Genomic DNA, 15,244 nt, shown 5'->3' on the forward strand with positions numbered 1-15,244 from the left:
GTTCACGGCATCAGTCCTCAATATCTACCAGTCGTGAATATATACGCTCCATGGAGGTATCCGGGAACAGCAACAGCAACTCAAAATGAATACCCCGCTGCTTTATACCGTAGCCTATTTCCACCGCCATAATGCGGTTCCAGCGCTGTTTAGTATTCGCTAACATACTTTCCAGCTCACGGTTGCGCCCCAGAATAATCGGTGACGAGTGGCTAAAAGTCACATTAAGCTGATCAGACAGGGCATTCAGGCAGGCGCCAATCAGAATGTTGGAAATATCCATCAACGCCTCAAGCTGCGCGGGCGCGGCCGACAACTGGTCGTAATTTAATAGCGTAATGATATTTTCAAAATCCGTATCATTGAAAATCACCAGCGCCTCGCCGTTGATACCGGCACTCACAAACCCTTTGGAGACTGCCGAAACACTGTCATTACGGTTAACCTCGGCAAAGGCCATATGCAGTTCGTTGTTCTCAATGATATTCACATTGGGAATAGGTAAGTCGATAAACTCCCCTAGCTGGCGCGCCAGGTTTTCACCGGCACGTCCCATGGCCACGTTCACCAGTTCGCGGTAAGCATCAAGCTTTTCACTGTCACTGCTGCCGGCCAGAGTGGTTTGTTTCTTACGTTGTTCAGAGCGCGCGTCGCCGGTATAAATACCGTACTGCTTTAATAAGGTGATGAGCTTTTGATTGTCGATAGGCTTGCGAATAAAGTCTAGTGCGCCCATCGCCAGCATGCGCGTTCGCGCCTCAGGCTGTACATCACCCGACACGGTAATCACCAGACAAGGTAAGTCTTCGCGGCGAATAACTTCCATGGTGGCATAGCCATCCATAACCGGCATATTCAGATCCAGAAACATCACATCGCCTTTACCGGCGCGGATCATGTCTAACGCTTCCTGGCCATCTTTAGCAAAGTGCAACAGCACGTCCCAGCCATCAGGAATGGCCCTTGCCATCTGCTTTCTGGCGAATGCCGAATCATCACAAATCAGAACATTGGTTCTACTCATAGCACACCCTAAATTGCTACCGGCGCTTTAATGTGCGGATGCGACTGATAGTTTTCTAACGTGAAATCATCAATGCTAAAACCAAAGATATCCTTCACCTCAGGATTGAGCCGCATGGTTGGGCGCGCAAAAGGCTCACGACTTAATTGCAGCTCGGTTTGCTCCAGGTGGTTAACATAAAGATGGGCATCACCCAATGTATGGATAAATTCACCGGGTTCGAGGTCGCACACCTGTGCCACCATCAGGGTAAGCAAGGCATAGCTGGCGATATTGAATGGCACACCCAGGAACACATCACCACTGCGTTGATATAACTGACAAGACAGTTTCCCTTCCAGCACATAGAACTGAAACAGGGTATGACAAGGCGGCAAAGCCTGCTTACCGTGGGCGGCATTAGCCTTAGGCGACATGGTCGGGTCCGGTAATACCGATGGGTTCCACGCACTTACGATTAACCGGCGGGAATCCGGATTAGTTTTAATTTCGTTGATCAGCGCTGAAATCTGGTCGACCGTTTCGCCATCGGCGCCGGTCCAGCTGCGCCATTGATGACCGTAAACCGGCCCCAGCTCGCCTTCATCGGTAGCCCATTCATCCCAAATGGATACGCCATTTTCTTTTAAATAAGCGATGTTAGTTTCGCCTTTTAAAAACCATAGCAATTCATGGATGATGGAGCGCAAATGACATTTTTTAGTGGTCACCAGCGGAAAGCCTTCACTCAGGTCAAAGCGCATCTGGTAGCCAAATACGCTCACTGTACCGGTACCGGTTCTGTCTTCTTTTTTTACGCCATTGTCACGGATATGGCGCATTAATGCTAAGTACTCTTTCATGCGTCGTTTAGCTCTTTACCGTTTTGTTAGCCGGTGGGGTGACCACACCATTCTTTTTATAGGCATATAGGATGAGCCCGAGGCCACCGAGGATCATCGGGATACATAATAACTGTCCCTGACTCAGGCCAACCTGATACAAACCAATGTGCGCATCGGGTTCGCGATAAAACTCTACGATAAAGCGGAAAGTGCCATACCCCATCAGGAATAAACCGCCAACAGCGCCCGTCGGCCTTGGACGCGCAGAGTAAAGCCAGAGAATAATAAACAGTAACACACCTTCCAGGGCAAATTCATATAGTTGCGAAGGATGGCGTGGTTGCGGTCCTGCGCCGGGGAAGATAATCGCCCAGGGCACATCCGTAGTGCGCCCCCACAGTTCAGCATTGAGGAAATTACCGATGCGGCCGGCGCCTAAACCGATAGGCACCAGTGGCGCAATAAAGTCGGCCACCTGGAAAAAGCTGGCATTCAGACGTTTGGCCTGCCAGACCATGGCAGCAATAACGCCTAACAAACCGCCGTGGAAAGACATCCCCCCGGTCCAGATCTTAAACAGGTAGGTGGGATCTTCAACAAACAGGCCCCACTGGTAAAACAGCACATAGCCCAGACGCCCGCCAATGATCACCCCCACAAAGCCCCAGAATAATAAATCGCTCAGTTGGTCACGATTCCAGGGGGAGTTAGGTAAGCGCTTTTTGGCCAGCAGGTAGGCAGCTATAAAGCCCAGCAGATACATCATGCCATACCAGCGCACGCTAAGCGGCCCGAGACTGACTATAACCGGATCGATATTGGGAAATACCAGGAAGTCTGTTTCACCCATGGATTAATTCATTCCTATTATCATGCGGATACTGACTAACACCAGCAGGCCCGCTAAAATCTTTTTAAGTAATTCTGTTGGCATATTCTGCCCTAACCGGGCGCCAAAGCCAGCAGTAAATATGGAAGTGGCCATAATGCCAAATCCTGCTGGTAAGTAAACATAACCCAGTGACCAGTCTGGTAAACCGGGTAAATTCCAGCCCGCGTGGATAAAGCTTCCGGTACCAAATAATGCGATAACCAGACCACTGACTGCCGCACAGCCAATTGCCTGACGAATAGGCACCTGGAACCAAACCAGCGCTGGCACCAGTAAAGCACCGCCGCCAATGCCCATTAATGCGGAGATTGTTCCGACTATGGCGCCCACGGTAATCAGGATGGCTGGCGTGTAAGCCTTACTCGAGGCAGTGCGCTTACCAAAGACCATTTGTGCGGCAATGAGTATGACTAATCCGGCAAACACTTTGGTCAGAATATCGGCCGGCAACATGCTGGCCAGTTGAGCGCCGGCAATGGCACCAAAGGCAATCCCGGTGCCACTTAGCACAATGACCCGTGGCACAATGTTACCCAGAGAATAATGTGCTTTGGCAGAGAAAAAACCGGTAACAATAATGGTAAACAGGGACGTTGCTATCGCCATGGGCATAGCCAGTTCATGGCTAATACCGGCAATACCGGTAAGCAACGCAGACAGCACCGGCACAATAATCAGGCCGCCACCAATGCCCAGCATGCCAGCCAACGTCCCGGTGAGCATTCCCAGGGCCATACAACTGACGAAAATGAGTAGCAGAGGATCCAATCTAAGTCTCCGTGATAATTGAGGTCGCTAGCATACCATAAGTCCACCCGGGAGGGGGGTTAGCATAGCCGCGCAATGTGATGATTTTAAGAACCGGCCCGAACTAGTCCACCGAGCCCTTTCACTTCCAGGTACTGATTAATGTGATTAAAGACTTCTTCGTAACTGTCTGAAGTTAATGCACAAGATAGTAATGACTGGGCTTCGCTCAGATTCACGTTGCGAACTACCCAGTTAATTTTACGCAGGTTAAAAGCATTCATACTGAGCTTTCGGTATCCCATTCCCATCAGCAGGATAGCGCCGCCGGGTTCACCGGCTATTTCACCACAGACCGATACCGGCACCTGATACTGATCGGCCTGCCTGGCAATATCATAAAGCGCCGAAAGCACCGCCGGATGATAACTGTTATACAAGCTGGCCACCCGGGTATTATTGCGGTCTACGGCAAGCAGGTACTGGGTTAAGTCGTTGCTGCCCACTGAGAAAAAGTCGACCTTCTTGGCCAGTTGCGGCAACTGATAAAGCACGGATGGCACTTCCAGCATAATGCCCAGGCGCGGACGATAAAGCAGTTCGCCCTTCAGCCGTGCTTCTTCTTCCACCTCAAAAAAGGCCTGTTCCACCAGTCTGCGGGCTTCGTTTACTTCGCCAACACTGGAGATCATCGGCAACATGATACTGAGGTTTTGCAAACCAATACTGGCGCGTAACATAGCGCGGATCTGAACCAGAAAAATTTCCGGATGGTCCAGCGTCAGGCGTATGCCCCGCCACCCCAGGAAGGGGTTTTCTTCGGTAATTGGAAAGTAGGGCAGCGGTTTATCACCGCCCACATCCAGCGTTCGCATCACAATTTCACGGTCCGGCGCACTCATCAGCACATTTCGATACAGCTCAACCTGCTCACTTTCCGACGGAAACCGCTCACGCATCATAAACGGGATTTCGGTGCGGTAGAGCCCTATTCCTACTTTACCGGAGCGCACTGCCGTCTCTATTTCAGCCGATAACCCGGCATTGACCAACAGATTAATGCGGCAGCCGTCTTCACTCTGGCATGGCTTGCCAGCTTCTTTATCAATGCGCTCAGAAAGTAATTTTTCTTCTTCAATCAGCTGACTGAATTCGGCTTTGATCGCCTTTTCTGGTGAAACAATCACTTCACCAGCATAGCCGTCGAGCAGAATTTCTTTCTTTTCGAGCAGGGTTGGCGAAACGTTCTGGCACCCCATCACAGCGGGAACCCCCATTGCTCTGGCCAGAATGGCAGCATGAGAGTTATTGGAGCCACGAATGGATATGATCCCGGCCAGATATTCCTTGGGGAATTCTGCCAGCATGGGCGCCGACACTTCTTCGGCCACCAGGATACTGGGCTCGCTTGGGCGGTCACTAACCGACTCACTTTTGCCACTGATGACTTGCAGAATATTCACCAGAATACGGTTGGATAAATCGACGATATCGATAGCCCGTTCGCGCATATACGGATCGTCCATCGCCTCAAACCGGGCGGCGTAGGCTTCCACCACCAGCTTCAATGATGAGGCTGCGTCCCAGCCGTCACGTATTTTCGCTTCGACTTCGCGCCCTAGGCTGTTGGCATCAAGAAGTTGGTGATAAAGCTGAAAGATCGCCCTTACGTCATCGGGCACCTGACCTTCGAGGCGCTGTGACAGTGCTTCTACCTGTGTCCGGGTCACCTCTACACCTTTACGGTAGTAGTCGATTTCCTGCTGGGTTTTATCGGTTTGTTTAACAATCCAGGTGGCCAGCGTATAGGCCGCATGAGGCGAATAGCCTACCCCCATGCCCAGCCCCGGTGAGCCAGGTACCCCGCGGACATTCTTTTGCATATGACCGGCGTAAATGCCGGCTATCGGGTTGAGTGCGCCGCGGGTTTCAGCATGCGAGATTTCCAGAGCAATTTGCGCAGCCAGCGTCACCAGAAAGGCTTCTTCATCCTCACTGAATTTACGCATAGCGCTTTGCTGCATGGTGATAACCCCCAGCACTTTACGCTGGTGAATTATCGGCGTGCCCAGAAACGCGTGGTAGCTTTCTTCTTTGACTTCCGGGTACTGTTTAAAGCGCGGGTGATTCGGTGCATCCTCAATATTCAGCGGTTCTTCCCGCTGCCCCACCAGCCCGATTAAGCCTTCAGAGAAACCAATTTTAACCAGCTCAACCGCATCGGGAGCCAGGCCATCGGTAGCCTTGAGTACAAAGGCCTGAGCGTTATAGTCGGCGAGGTAAATAGAACAGGAGTCGACTCCCATTGTTTGTTTAACGCGTTCAGCAAGGCGAAACAGCGCGTCGGTCAACCGGGGGATTTGGTTGACCTCCTGAACAATACTCTTAAGTACCGTTAGAATACTGCTTTTTCGACCCGTTTCTGCCGCCAAGAGTGACCCTACCCTTATCCTCGTCGTTTGCGACGATGCTGCTTGGAATGATGATGCTGGTGTCGCGGCTGCGAGGTGATCACCGTTCCGGCAAATTCTTTCATTACACGGCGGTAGACATCGCGTTTAAAGGACACCACATTTCTCACCGGGTACCAGTAACTCACCCAGCGCCAGTCATCAAATTCGGGATGACCGGATTTCAGTACATCTACGTCTTTGTCCTGGCAATCCAGTTGCAACAAAAACCATTTCTGTTTTTGTCCTATACAAACCGGATTACTACCTTGCCTTATTAACCGTTTGGGCAGTTTGTATCGCACCCAATTTCGTGTCACGCTCAGAATGCTTACATCTTTCGGGGTAAGCCCTACTTCTTCATGCAACTCACGATACATTGCCTGCTCTACAGTTTCCCCTTCATCTATTCCGCCTTGGGGAAACTGCCATGAATGTTGGCCATAACGTCTTGCCCAAAATACTTGACCTATTTTGTTGCAAATCACTATGCCCACATTCGCACGGAATCCATCGGTATCTATCACTCAGACTCCCGGGCACTTTATATTGTTCTGTGATAGCATTCTTTCACAAACCTTTGTGCATGCAAAGTATTTATCACATATGTTTAACGTAATTGGTTTTTAAGGGATGGAAGGTTTGCAAGTACCAACCTCTGCGCCCGGTGATTTGTCAGAACTGGAAAGCCGCGCCCAGGCAATAGCCGGGTTCAGTCTTGGCGAACTGGCTGACATGGCCAATATTGCCATTCCACGCGATTTTACACGCCATAAAGGCTGGACAGGTCAACTTATTGAAACCTGGTTAGGGGCCACCGCGGGCTCGAAACCCCAGCAGGATTTTCCCGAGCTCGGCGTCGAACTCAAAACCCTGCCCATTAATCAGCACGGGCAGCCACTGGAAACCACTTACGTCTGTTATGCCCCTCTTTTACTGCCGCCGTTAATCACCTGGCAAACCTGTAATGTCAAAAATAAGCTGCAATGTGTGTTATGGGTACCGGTTGAAGGCGAGCGCCAAATCCCGGTTGCACAACGACGTATTGCCACCCCCTTTTTATGGCAACCCAGCGAAGTCCAGAACGCCCTGTTACAACGGGACTGGGAAGAGCTTACCGAGATGATTGCGCTGGGTCAGGTTGAATCGATTACGGCCCGCCATGGCGAGGTTATGCAGCTTCGCCCCAAAGCGGCCAGCGGGCAGGTGTTAACCGATGCCCTGGATGCTGAAGGCAATAAAATTCAAACCCGACCACGGGGCTTTTATCTGCGTAAACAGTTCACCAGTCATATTCTGCAGACCCATTTCGATCAGTAATTAGCCATACGCTCCCCGGGCCTTTGACCTAAATCAAGCGATGGCGTCAGGGGCTTTGCATATAAATAAAGACTTATATACAGTCAGTAGCAGAGAATTTAGCTGGCCGGGAGAATAACCATGGCATTATTAATTAGCGAAGAATGTATTAACTGTGATCTGTGTCCGGCGGAATGTCCTAATGAGGCCATTAGTATGGGCGATGAGATTTATCAGATAGACACGGCACGCTGCACCGAGTGTGTGGGCCACTACGACGACCCCCGTTGTGTGGATGTGTGTCCGGTAGAGTGTATTGAACCGGACCCGGCGAATAAAGAAACCCTGGATCAACTGGCCGAAAAATACGCGGCCATGTACGCGTAATCGCCGGGCGCTGCTTACGTTAGCGGCGGCTTTCCAGGTATTTTAAAAAGCTGCGGCTGGCGGTGCCATTAACGCCCAGCTTTAAGCGCTTGGTCACACTGTCGAGTTTGGTATCAGAACTCATTAATACCTGCTTGGCATATTTCATTCGATACTGGTAAATAAAGCCGCGAAAATGCATTTTTTTGCCTGCCAGTAGAGCCAGACAGATTTCACTGGCCGACAGATCCGCGCGGTCGGCAAACGTTGCCAGCGTCAGGCCAATTTCTTTATAAGCTTTCTGACTAATCACCGCAGACTCAGCCCGTTTTAATACCGCCTGAGCAGCACTGTGAGACATTTTAGGCGCGGCACTCATAGCGTCATGATCGAAGGGCGATGGTGATGGTTTATGGGTACGACTAAGCTGCACCAGCACCACCAGCGTGGTCAGCGCCAGAGCTGAATGAAACCAGGACAACCAGTGGTAAAAAGGTAACAGCCCAAAGGCCACCGCCGCCACTAAGATGACCAGACAAAAAGCCATTCCGACTGCAAAGCCGCAAGCCCCGCTTACCCCTTTGATATGATACATCTCAGTATCGACCACTTGCAGAGGGAGTTCATGATGGTATTGCTGCAATTGCTCAATCATCACAATGCTGATATACAAAAACAAAAAAGCCGGGATTAAATAACTTAAATACACCGCCCAGTAACTCAGAGGGTCACCGACCGGGGCTAACCCCGGCCATTGCTGCCAGTCCCCGCCATACAACCAGCCCTGGAACACCACGAATATTGCCAACAGGATAGTCGCCCCATAAAAGGGCCACAGAAGCGGTTTTGGTTTGCGCCACACCATGGCCAGCAGGTTACGATAGACACCGGCTAACACTACGGGCAGAGCCATAACAGCTGCGGCTGTCAGCCAGGGCGACGCAGTGCCAACCAGTTGCCATAGTTCGCTGACTAACAGGAATGGCCAGCTCAGCAAGGCTGGCCAGAACCCGGGAAACCCGGTGGCCGCGCCCTCGGTCCGGCTGATTTTTAACAGTAAACACAGCCACAGGACGGTAAGCACACCGGCAGTCCAGAGCGGGATCATGTGTTGGGTGGTCATTGCGTTTCAGTTCCGTGGTAAAGGTTACCAGTAGACTTCGCCGGTCATGGCTACCTGGCGACTTCTTTCCATCACATTGAGCAGCCCGTGGGTTTTCTCATGTACCCACTCAAGCAACTCCTGTTGCTCGGCCAGCTCGGCATCAAAGATTGATTTTTTTAATAATAACAGCGCATTGAGTTCATCGATACCAATAAGGATATCGAGCCACGGAGCCCTGAAGTGGCCACGGCTGGCTGCAAACATATCGGCCAGTAAAAAGCCGTTAAATAAGGTCTGACGCAGCAGCATTTCCACCGACGTATAATTCGACGCATACATGCGGCGTTGAATTGGCATGGTTTGCAGAATAGTTTGCCATCCCTGAGACAGCCAGCCTTTGGCATGTTCCATAAGTGGCATGTCATAGCCTTTGACCTCTGTACGCCATGGCTTGTTCTGCAGCATCTGCGCAATAGCCAGTTTGAGTTTTGACGGCTCCGGCTGAAACAGTCGGGTAGCAGGATCATGCGCCTGAACCAAACCCGCCTGACGCCCCTGCAAATAGCTTATCAATGCCGGGTAGCGGGACAGCTTCTTATTGAACAGGCTCTTTTTAGACAGTAACAGCCGCAAACTTTGCAGATCGTCCTGCCACAACCAGTTGTCCGCATAACTCAGCAATTGCTTATGTAATGTGAGCATGGCCGGGCACTGTAATACGGGTAGGTATAAAGAGACCGTCTGGAGCAACATGCGAACCGCGCGAGTCACCTCGGTAAGCATTTTGGTGGCGCCCGTTTCAAAATACAGATGCTCATGTTTTTGCCAGTGCAGCAAGCCGCACTCCAGCGCCCGGCAGAAAGCATCCTCGGTAGAGATGTTATCCTGCAGCGGCAGAAAATCGGGTAACGCATCCACTTTGTGTGAAACACCATGCAGGAGCTGATAGCCCTGTGCCGCCTTTGAGGTATCACTGAGTCTGGCCGGTACCGCGTCCACCAGCATATTGGCCAGTTCGAACATCCGGTTCAGTTTACCGCCTTTTAATTCCAGCTCGATTTCCCGAATGGGGGCTTCCTGCTGCTGCGCGGCGACTTTCCCGTTATCGTAAACCAGTTCAATCTCGGCATCGGGGAAACTGATGTCAAAGACAGTCCGGTTAAAATGAGTACCAAACTGCTTCTCAAGTTGCTCATTCAAGGTTTCCGCCTGATGCCCCTCAGGCCAGGGCACGTCATTAAACAACGTGAGGTCGGGCTCCGGGTTATTCAGATCAACATTGAATTCCAGACGCTGGTGCAGGCCGCCGCTGATTTGACCGGTAGTTTTCACAGTTTGCTCATACTGACCGTTAGCCCCGCGCACACGCATGCCGATCTTATGTTTCTGAAACAAATGATCGACGGTATCGTAGTAATCATTGAGCAGATCGAGCTGACCTTTCTCTTCAATGGTCACCTGTTGCGACGTTAAGGCAGTAAAAAGGTTGTTTTGAAGTGCCGGCAGCGGATCTTCGCGCAGCACAAATTTGATTTCGGTTTCCGACATGGAACAGTCGTACTCATAAGCAGTTGCGAGATAGTCCGGCTACATTACCTGCCGGTGCTTCATTTAGCAATAGGCTCTCCCGGCAGACTGCCTGCTAACGGGTTTGTATAACACTGTATGCAGGTAAGCACTTGCCTTTAATGGTGTCAGCCCCTAACATCAGAGCATTATTTTATGATGTAGAGACACTCATGCGCTTGCTAACTTTTCTTTTCGGCCTGGTTGTTGTGAGCCTGCCCGTTGCGGCTCAACAATCTTCAGACAACGTAACGGCCAACAGCGACCACTATATCGCTGATAACCTTATTGTTTACCTACATTCAGGACCAGGTCGGAATTACCGGATCCTGGGCTCTATCGAAGCAGGGGTACCGGTGACGGTGCTGCAATCTGATGCTGACAAAGGCTTTACCCAGATAAGCGACACCGACGAGCGGGAAGGCTGGGTTGAAACGCAGTACCTTATTGACACTATTTCCCGCCGTGCGCAATTACCACAACTGAGTCAGCGGCTGGCCAACAGTGAGCAGCAACTCAATCGAATTCAGTCGCGTAATAGTACTCTGGCTCAGGAACTGGCGCAGGTGAAGCAGCAAAATGCCCAGCTTGAAGCAAGTCTGAATGAGTCTCAGCAATCGGTTGCCTCACTGGAAGCGCAAATCAGCGATCAGGACACTCAGGAACGCTACAGGATGTTCAGTTATGGCGGTATTGTTGCCGGTGCCGGTGTTTTGCTCGGCATAATTATTACTTTTATTCCCAAGCGACGCCGTCGCAACGATTCGTGGATGTAAGCTAAACACATCGGGATCAAAAAAGGGCGCTTCAACAGAGCGCCCTTTTTTATGTTGGATAAGCTAACTACTCATCTTCATCCACCATGGTCATCAGTGAAGTATTCCCCCCCGATGCCGTGGTATCAATACTGATCGTTTTCTCGGTCATCAGACGCTGGATCAGTTTATCGTTATATTCGGCGGTGATCACCGGCAGAATAGCGCCCTGACGTTCAGCTAACATCGCCGAGATGTGTGCTGTCCGTTCGGTACTGCTGTCTACCACAACACCGGCCAGCTGTTCATCCATTAACAGTGCATCGAGGTGGCTCAATCTGGCTACCTGGAAGACACCATCTGGCGCCCCTACCGATTTAAACTTCTCTTTGACAGCCAGCGCTTCTTCATAGAACAGATCAGACACAACGGAAACAACGCAGTTACCGGTGGCCAGCGCCGACACAATCGACAGCATCCAGTATTCGAAAGCCACTTCTTTATCGGCGAAACACACCAGTACCCCTCGTGGCTCAAGGTAGAGCTTATTAGACTCTCCCGTAGGCCCCGGCAGTATGGTGGGTTTGGCGAGCTTTTTGTCGATACTGATTAACTGCGAACGGGCCGAGGCCAGCGTGCGGTTAAGGTCATCGGCGAGCTCTTCAACTATATCCACCGTCGCCAGTTTTGCCAGTAGCTGGCGCACTTTGGAAATGCGCTCATGCAATGGCAGGTAGCGCCAGGCTTCTTCAGTCTCGGTTGCCTTACGCATAATGGCAGCCGCTTCCTCATGTTGAGTGTCGCCACCTGACAGCGCGTCATCAATGCTTTCCGGCTCTTCCAGAATGGTAGGTTTCGGGGTGGCTTTTTCCATCATTAGCCGAGACAGGTAGCTTGGTCCACCGGCTTTCGGCCCGGTGCCGGATAATCCGCGTCCGCCAAACGGCTGAACCCCCACAATCGCACCAATCATGTTTCTGTTTATGTACACATTACCAACCCGTGAGCGGGCAGCCAGTTCATAAGCGCGTTCTTCAATACGGGAGTGGATCCCCATGGTCAGGCCGTAGCCGGTATCGTTAATCTGTTTCAGAACGTTATCCAGCTCTTTGCCTTTGAAACGCACAACGTGCACTACCGGCCCAAACACTTCCCGTTTCAGCACACTCAGATCGCTGATTTCGTAAAGCGTAGGCGGGAAAAACGTGCCGTCCTGGGCGCTTTCCGGCAGCTCTGACTGATAAAGGAGCTTGCCATTTTCTTTCATGTACTCGGCATGTTCCTGCAGCGAAGACAGGGCTTTCTGATCGATCACCGGACCAACGTCGGTACTCAGCCACGACGGATCGTCAATAGTCAGTTCTTGCACTGCCCCGGTAAGCATTTTAATAAGGTTATCGGCAATGTCTTCCTGTACAAACAAGACCCTTAATGCCGAGCAGCGCTGGCCGGCACTCTGAAAGCCTGAGTGAATGACGTCATCCACTACCTGTTCGGGCAGTGCAGTAGAATCCACAATCATGCAGTTCTGACCGCCGGTTTCGGCAATCAGCGGTACCTGCTCGCCACCGCGCTGCGCCAGCGTTTTGGAAATAAACGTACCGGTTTGTGTGGAGCCGGTAAAAATCACCGCCTTAATCCGCTCATCCGGTAGCAATACGTTGCCAACATCCGGGCCCTTGGCAATAACCAGTTGCAGGGCGTTGTCCGGCAATCCAACCGACCGCATCATCTGCACCGCTCGCAGAGCTATCATACTGGTTTGTTCGGCAGGCTTGGCCACTACCGTGTTACCGGTAGCCAGGGCTGCCACAACCTGACCAAGGAAGATGGCCAGCGGGAAGTTCCACGGACTAATACACAGCACTACGCCACGGGGCACTAAACGCTCATCCTGGCTGAGCTCTACGGCTCTGGCGGCGTAATAACGACAGAAGTCCACGGCTTCGCGCACCTCGTCGATAGAATCCTGCGTCACCTTACCCGCTTCACGGATACAAATAGCAATCAGCTCATCCATATGACGTTCGAGGGAATCAGCCACCTGATTCAATAGCATCGCCCGTTCGCTGGCAGAGCGCTCTGACCACTCTTTAAAGCCGCTTTCGGCATTATCGAGGGCTTGTTTAATGGCTGCTTCATCCGCGTAATGATGGTAACCCACAATATCGTTGAGGTTCGCCGGGTTCTTCACCGGCACCGCACCTTCCGGCACATTCTCTGGCTGCACAACGTACTGGCGAGCATAACGGCCTAAGTTGTACTTGAGAGTATTGACGGTATTCAGATCGGTAAGATCCATGCCTTTAGAATTCACCCGCTCAGGGGCAAACATCTCTGAAGCTTTATTGATTTGCTTGTTATAGCGGTATGTCAGGCGCTGAGTCAGCTCTACCGGGTCTTCAAGCAGTGCCTCTACCGGTTTGCTATCGTCCACAATGGCGTTAACGAAAGAAGAGTTAGCGCCATTTTCCAGTAAGCGACGAACCAAATAAGCGAGCAGATCTTCATGGATCCCTACCGGTGCATACACACGGCACTGAATTTGTTCTTCGGTCACCACCTGATCGTAAAGAGTATCGCCCATTCCATGCAGACACTGGAACTCAAAGCCCTGTTTGTCATCACCGGCAAGCTCAACAATCACTGATGCGGTGTAAGCATTATGCGTGGCAAACTGTGGATAAATGGTATCGCGGTATTCCAGCAGCTGGTTAGCACAAGCGTGGTAAGACACGTCGGTGGAGGATTTCCGGGTAAAGACCGGAAATGCATCTACACCCGCTGTTTGGGTAAGCTTAATTTCAGTGTCCCAGTAAGCGCCTTTCACCAGTCGCACCATCATTTTGCGACCTACGTCGAGGGTAAGTTCGCGCAGCCACTCAATTACGTGAATCGCACGTTTTTGATAGGCCTGTACGGCCAGACCAAAGCCTTCCCAGCCATCCAGGTCCGGATCGCGGAACACCGCTTCAATAATATCCAGCGAGGTTTCCAGACGGTCGGCTTCTTCGGCATCAACGGTCAGACCAATATCGTATTCTTTGGCCATCATGCACAGTGATTTAAGTCGTTCCGGCAGCTCTTTCATAACCCGCTCGTAATGCGAAAACTCATAGCGTGGATGGATAGCCGAGAGTTTTACCGAAATCCCCGGTGACTTACGCGGCCCTTTGCCAGCCGCCGCTTTACCGATAACCTTGATGGCCTTAACATACGCATCGTAGTACCGGTCGGCATCGGCAAAGGTGCGAGCCCCTTCACCGAGCATATCGTAAGAATATACGTAGCCTTTCTTTTCTTTTTCCTGGGCTCTTTCTACCGCATCTTCAATACTTTCGCCCATTACAAACTGACGACCCATCACGCGCATGGCAATGTTCATTGCGCGGCGGATCACCGGCTCACCCAGCCGGCCTATGGTCTTTTTAAGCAGGCCGAACTGTTCGCTTTTACGTTTATCAGCATAGTTAACCATGTTGCCGGTAAACAGCAGTCCCCAGGATGAGGCGTTAACGAACAAGGATTCACTGTTGCCCAGATGCGGGGTCCACTGGCCTTTGGATAACTTGTCTCGAATGAGCTCGTCCTGCGTGTGTTTGTCTGGTACCCGCAACAACGCTTCGGCCAGACACATCAAGACCACACCTTCAGAGGTAGACAACGAATATTCGTTAAGCAAGGCATCTACACCACCGTGGCCCTCCTGCTCGCGCCGAATTTTAAGCACCATGCGTCGGGCACGCTCCCATGCCCGGCTGCGGGCCCGGGGATTGACTTCGGCAATGGGCAGGATCTGATCGACCGCGTCAGTTTCAGGGATGCGATAATAATCGCGGATTAACTGTCGGATCGGGCTGGTGGTCGTAAACGTGCTTTTAGTTAACATTGAACCCCTTGTGTACTTTCTGTCGTATAAAAATTAAGATTAGCACCGTTTTTTAACGCGGTAGTATGAATACAGATCACTGTTATATTTGTAGAAGCGCCTAATGCTGCGCTTTGTAACAAAGGTTATGTATTCTAACCAAGACGACTGCGCCGGGGTATGCCCCTGAACCTGCCCGTGACGAGAAAGCCGGTGAACTAACGTAAGATTTTGTTGCCACATTAACTGGCCAGTTTTGGCGCGTCAAGGCAGAGCCGGTGCGCTGCGTTGCTGTGCGATATCTAACAGCCTGGCGTTAACGGTGTCTTTCATAGTCAAGGAGCAAGC

The 15,244-nt window shown here is 51.4% G+C and carries 12 protein-coding genes; 3 read left to right on the forward strand and 9 right to left on the reverse strand.

The annotated features are described in order from the left end of the window. Window positions 1-10: 10 nt before the first annotated feature. From AC27IB_RS17480 to rppH, 6 genes are all read right to left on the reverse strand, one after another. Window positions 11-1,024 (reverse strand): response regulator, encoded by a 1,014-nt coding sequence (locus tag AC27IB_RS17480; RefSeq protein WP_296043906.1) that lies wholly within the window; start codon window positions 1,022-1,024, stop codon window positions 11-13. 8 nt (window positions 1,025-1,032) lie between these two features. Beyond that, on the reverse strand, window positions 1,033-1,866 hold the full coding sequence (locus tag AC27IB_RS17485; RefSeq protein WP_296043908.1) for a thymidylate synthase: 834 nt from the start codon (window positions 1,864-1,866) through the stop codon (window positions 1,033-1,035). A 7-nt stretch (window positions 1,867-1,873) separates the two neighbouring features. Then, complete coding sequence (lgt, locus tag AC27IB_RS17490) at window positions 1,874-2,698, reverse strand: prolipoprotein diacylglyceryl transferase (RefSeq protein ID WP_296043909.1); 825 nt, start codon at window positions 2,696-2,698, stop codon at window positions 1,874-1,876. A gap of 3 nt (window positions 2,699-2,701) precedes the next feature. Beyond that, on the reverse strand, window positions 2,702-3,508 hold the full coding sequence (locus AC27IB_RS17495) for a sulfite exporter TauE/SafE family protein (protein ID WP_487122548.1): 807 nt from the start codon (window positions 3,506-3,508) through the stop codon (window positions 2,702-2,704). Window positions 3,509-3,594: 86 nt separating this feature from the next. After that, a complete protein-coding gene (gene ptsP, locus AC27IB_RS17500) occupies window positions 3,595-5,889 on the reverse strand; it encodes a phosphoenolpyruvate--protein phosphotransferase (protein ID WP_296044007.1) in 2,295 nt (764 codons plus the stop codon). 44 nt (window positions 5,890-5,933) lie between these two features. Then, on the reverse strand, window positions 5,934-6,464 hold the full coding sequence (rppH, locus tag AC27IB_RS17505; RefSeq protein WP_105935729.1) for an RNA pyrophosphohydrolase: 531 nt from the start codon (window positions 6,462-6,464) through the stop codon (window positions 5,934-5,936). Window positions 6,465-6,579: 115 nt separating this feature from the next. Here rppH and mutH point away from each other — a divergent pair, with 115 nt between their 5' ends. Both mutH and AC27IB_RS17515 read left to right on the forward strand, forming a co-directional pair. Further along, the gene (mutH, locus tag AC27IB_RS17510; protein WP_487122550.1) at window positions 6,580-7,257 is read left to right on the forward strand and encodes a DNA mismatch repair endonuclease MutH; all 678 of its coding nucleotides are present in this window, start codon (window positions 6,580-6,582) and stop codon (window positions 7,255-7,257) included. Window positions 7,258-7,377: 120 nt separating this feature from the next. Next, window positions 7,378-7,623, forward strand: a complete 246-nt coding sequence (locus AC27IB_RS17515; protein WP_296043914.1) for a YfhL family 4Fe-4S dicluster ferredoxin — start codon at window positions 7,378-7,380, stop codon at window positions 7,621-7,623. Window positions 7,624-7,642: 19 nt separating this feature from the next. Here the strand turns inward: AC27IB_RS17515 and AC27IB_RS17520 are convergent, their stop codons facing one another. Next, window positions 7,643-8,725, reverse strand: a complete 1,083-nt coding sequence (locus tag AC27IB_RS17520) for a helix-turn-helix domain-containing protein (RefSeq protein WP_487122552.1) — start codon at window positions 8,723-8,725, stop codon at window positions 7,643-7,645. Window positions 8,726-8,749: 24 nt separating this feature from the next. Further along, window positions 8,750-10,255 carry a CYTH domain-containing protein gene (locus tag AC27IB_RS17525; RefSeq protein WP_487122554.1) on the reverse strand — a complete coding sequence of 502 codons (1,506 nt, stop codon included), beginning with the start codon at window positions 10,253-10,255 and terminating at the stop codon, window positions 8,750-8,752. A gap of 191 nt (window positions 10,256-10,446) precedes the next feature. Between AC27IB_RS17525 and AC27IB_RS17530 the strand changes: the two genes are divergently transcribed. Next, window positions 10,447-11,049 carry a TIGR04211 family SH3 domain-containing protein gene (locus tag AC27IB_RS17530; protein WP_487122556.1) on the forward strand — a complete coding sequence of 201 codons (603 nt, stop codon included), beginning with the start codon at window positions 10,447-10,449 and terminating at the stop codon, window positions 11,047-11,049. 67 nt (window positions 11,050-11,116) lie between these two features. On the opposite strand, the gene putA is transcribed toward AC27IB_RS17530, so the two are convergent. Continuing rightward, window positions 11,117-14,917: a bifunctional proline dehydrogenase/L-glutamate gamma-semialdehyde dehydrogenase PutA gene (putA, locus tag AC27IB_RS17535; RefSeq protein WP_487122558.1), complete on the reverse strand. Its 3,801-nt coding sequence runs from the start codon at window positions 14,915-14,917 to the stop codon at window positions 11,117-11,119. Window positions 14,918-15,244: the final 327 nt, after the last annotated feature.

It is taken from the genome of Alteromonas sp. 4NH20-0104 (genome assembly GCF_057547795.1).

Excerpts from the sequence above, each read along its gene's own strand:
- AC27IB_RS17530 (WP_487122556.1), top strand. The coding sequence starts at position 10,447 with ATGCGCTTGCTAACTTTTCTTTTCGGCCTGGTTGTTGTGAGCCTGCCC.
- lgt (WP_296043909.1), bottom strand. The coding sequence starts at position 2,698 with ATGGGTGAAACAGACTTCCTGGTATTTCCCAATATCGATCCGGTTATA.
- AC27IB_RS17480 (WP_296043906.1), bottom strand. The coding sequence starts at position 1,024 with ATGAGTAGAACCAATGTTCTGATTTGTGATGATTCGGCATTCGCCAGA.
- putA (WP_487122558.1), bottom strand. The coding sequence starts at position 14,917 with ATGTTAACTAAAAGCACGTTTACGACCACCAGCCCGATCCGACAGTTA.
- AC27IB_RS17525 (WP_487122554.1), bottom strand. The coding sequence starts at position 10,255 with ATGTCGGAAACCGAAATCAAATTTGTGCTGCGCGAAGATCCGCTGCCG.
- AC27IB_RS17515 (WP_296043914.1), top strand. The coding sequence starts at position 7,378 with ATGGCATTATTAATTAGCGAAGAATGTATTAACTGTGATCTGTGTCCG.
- AC27IB_RS17485 (WP_296043908.1), bottom strand. The coding sequence starts at position 1,866 with ATGAAAGAGTACTTAGCATTAATGCGCCATATCCGTGACAATGGCGTA.
- AC27IB_RS17520 (WP_487122552.1), bottom strand. The coding sequence starts at position 8,725 with ATGACCACCCAACACATGATCCCGCTCTGGACTGCCGGTGTGCTTACC.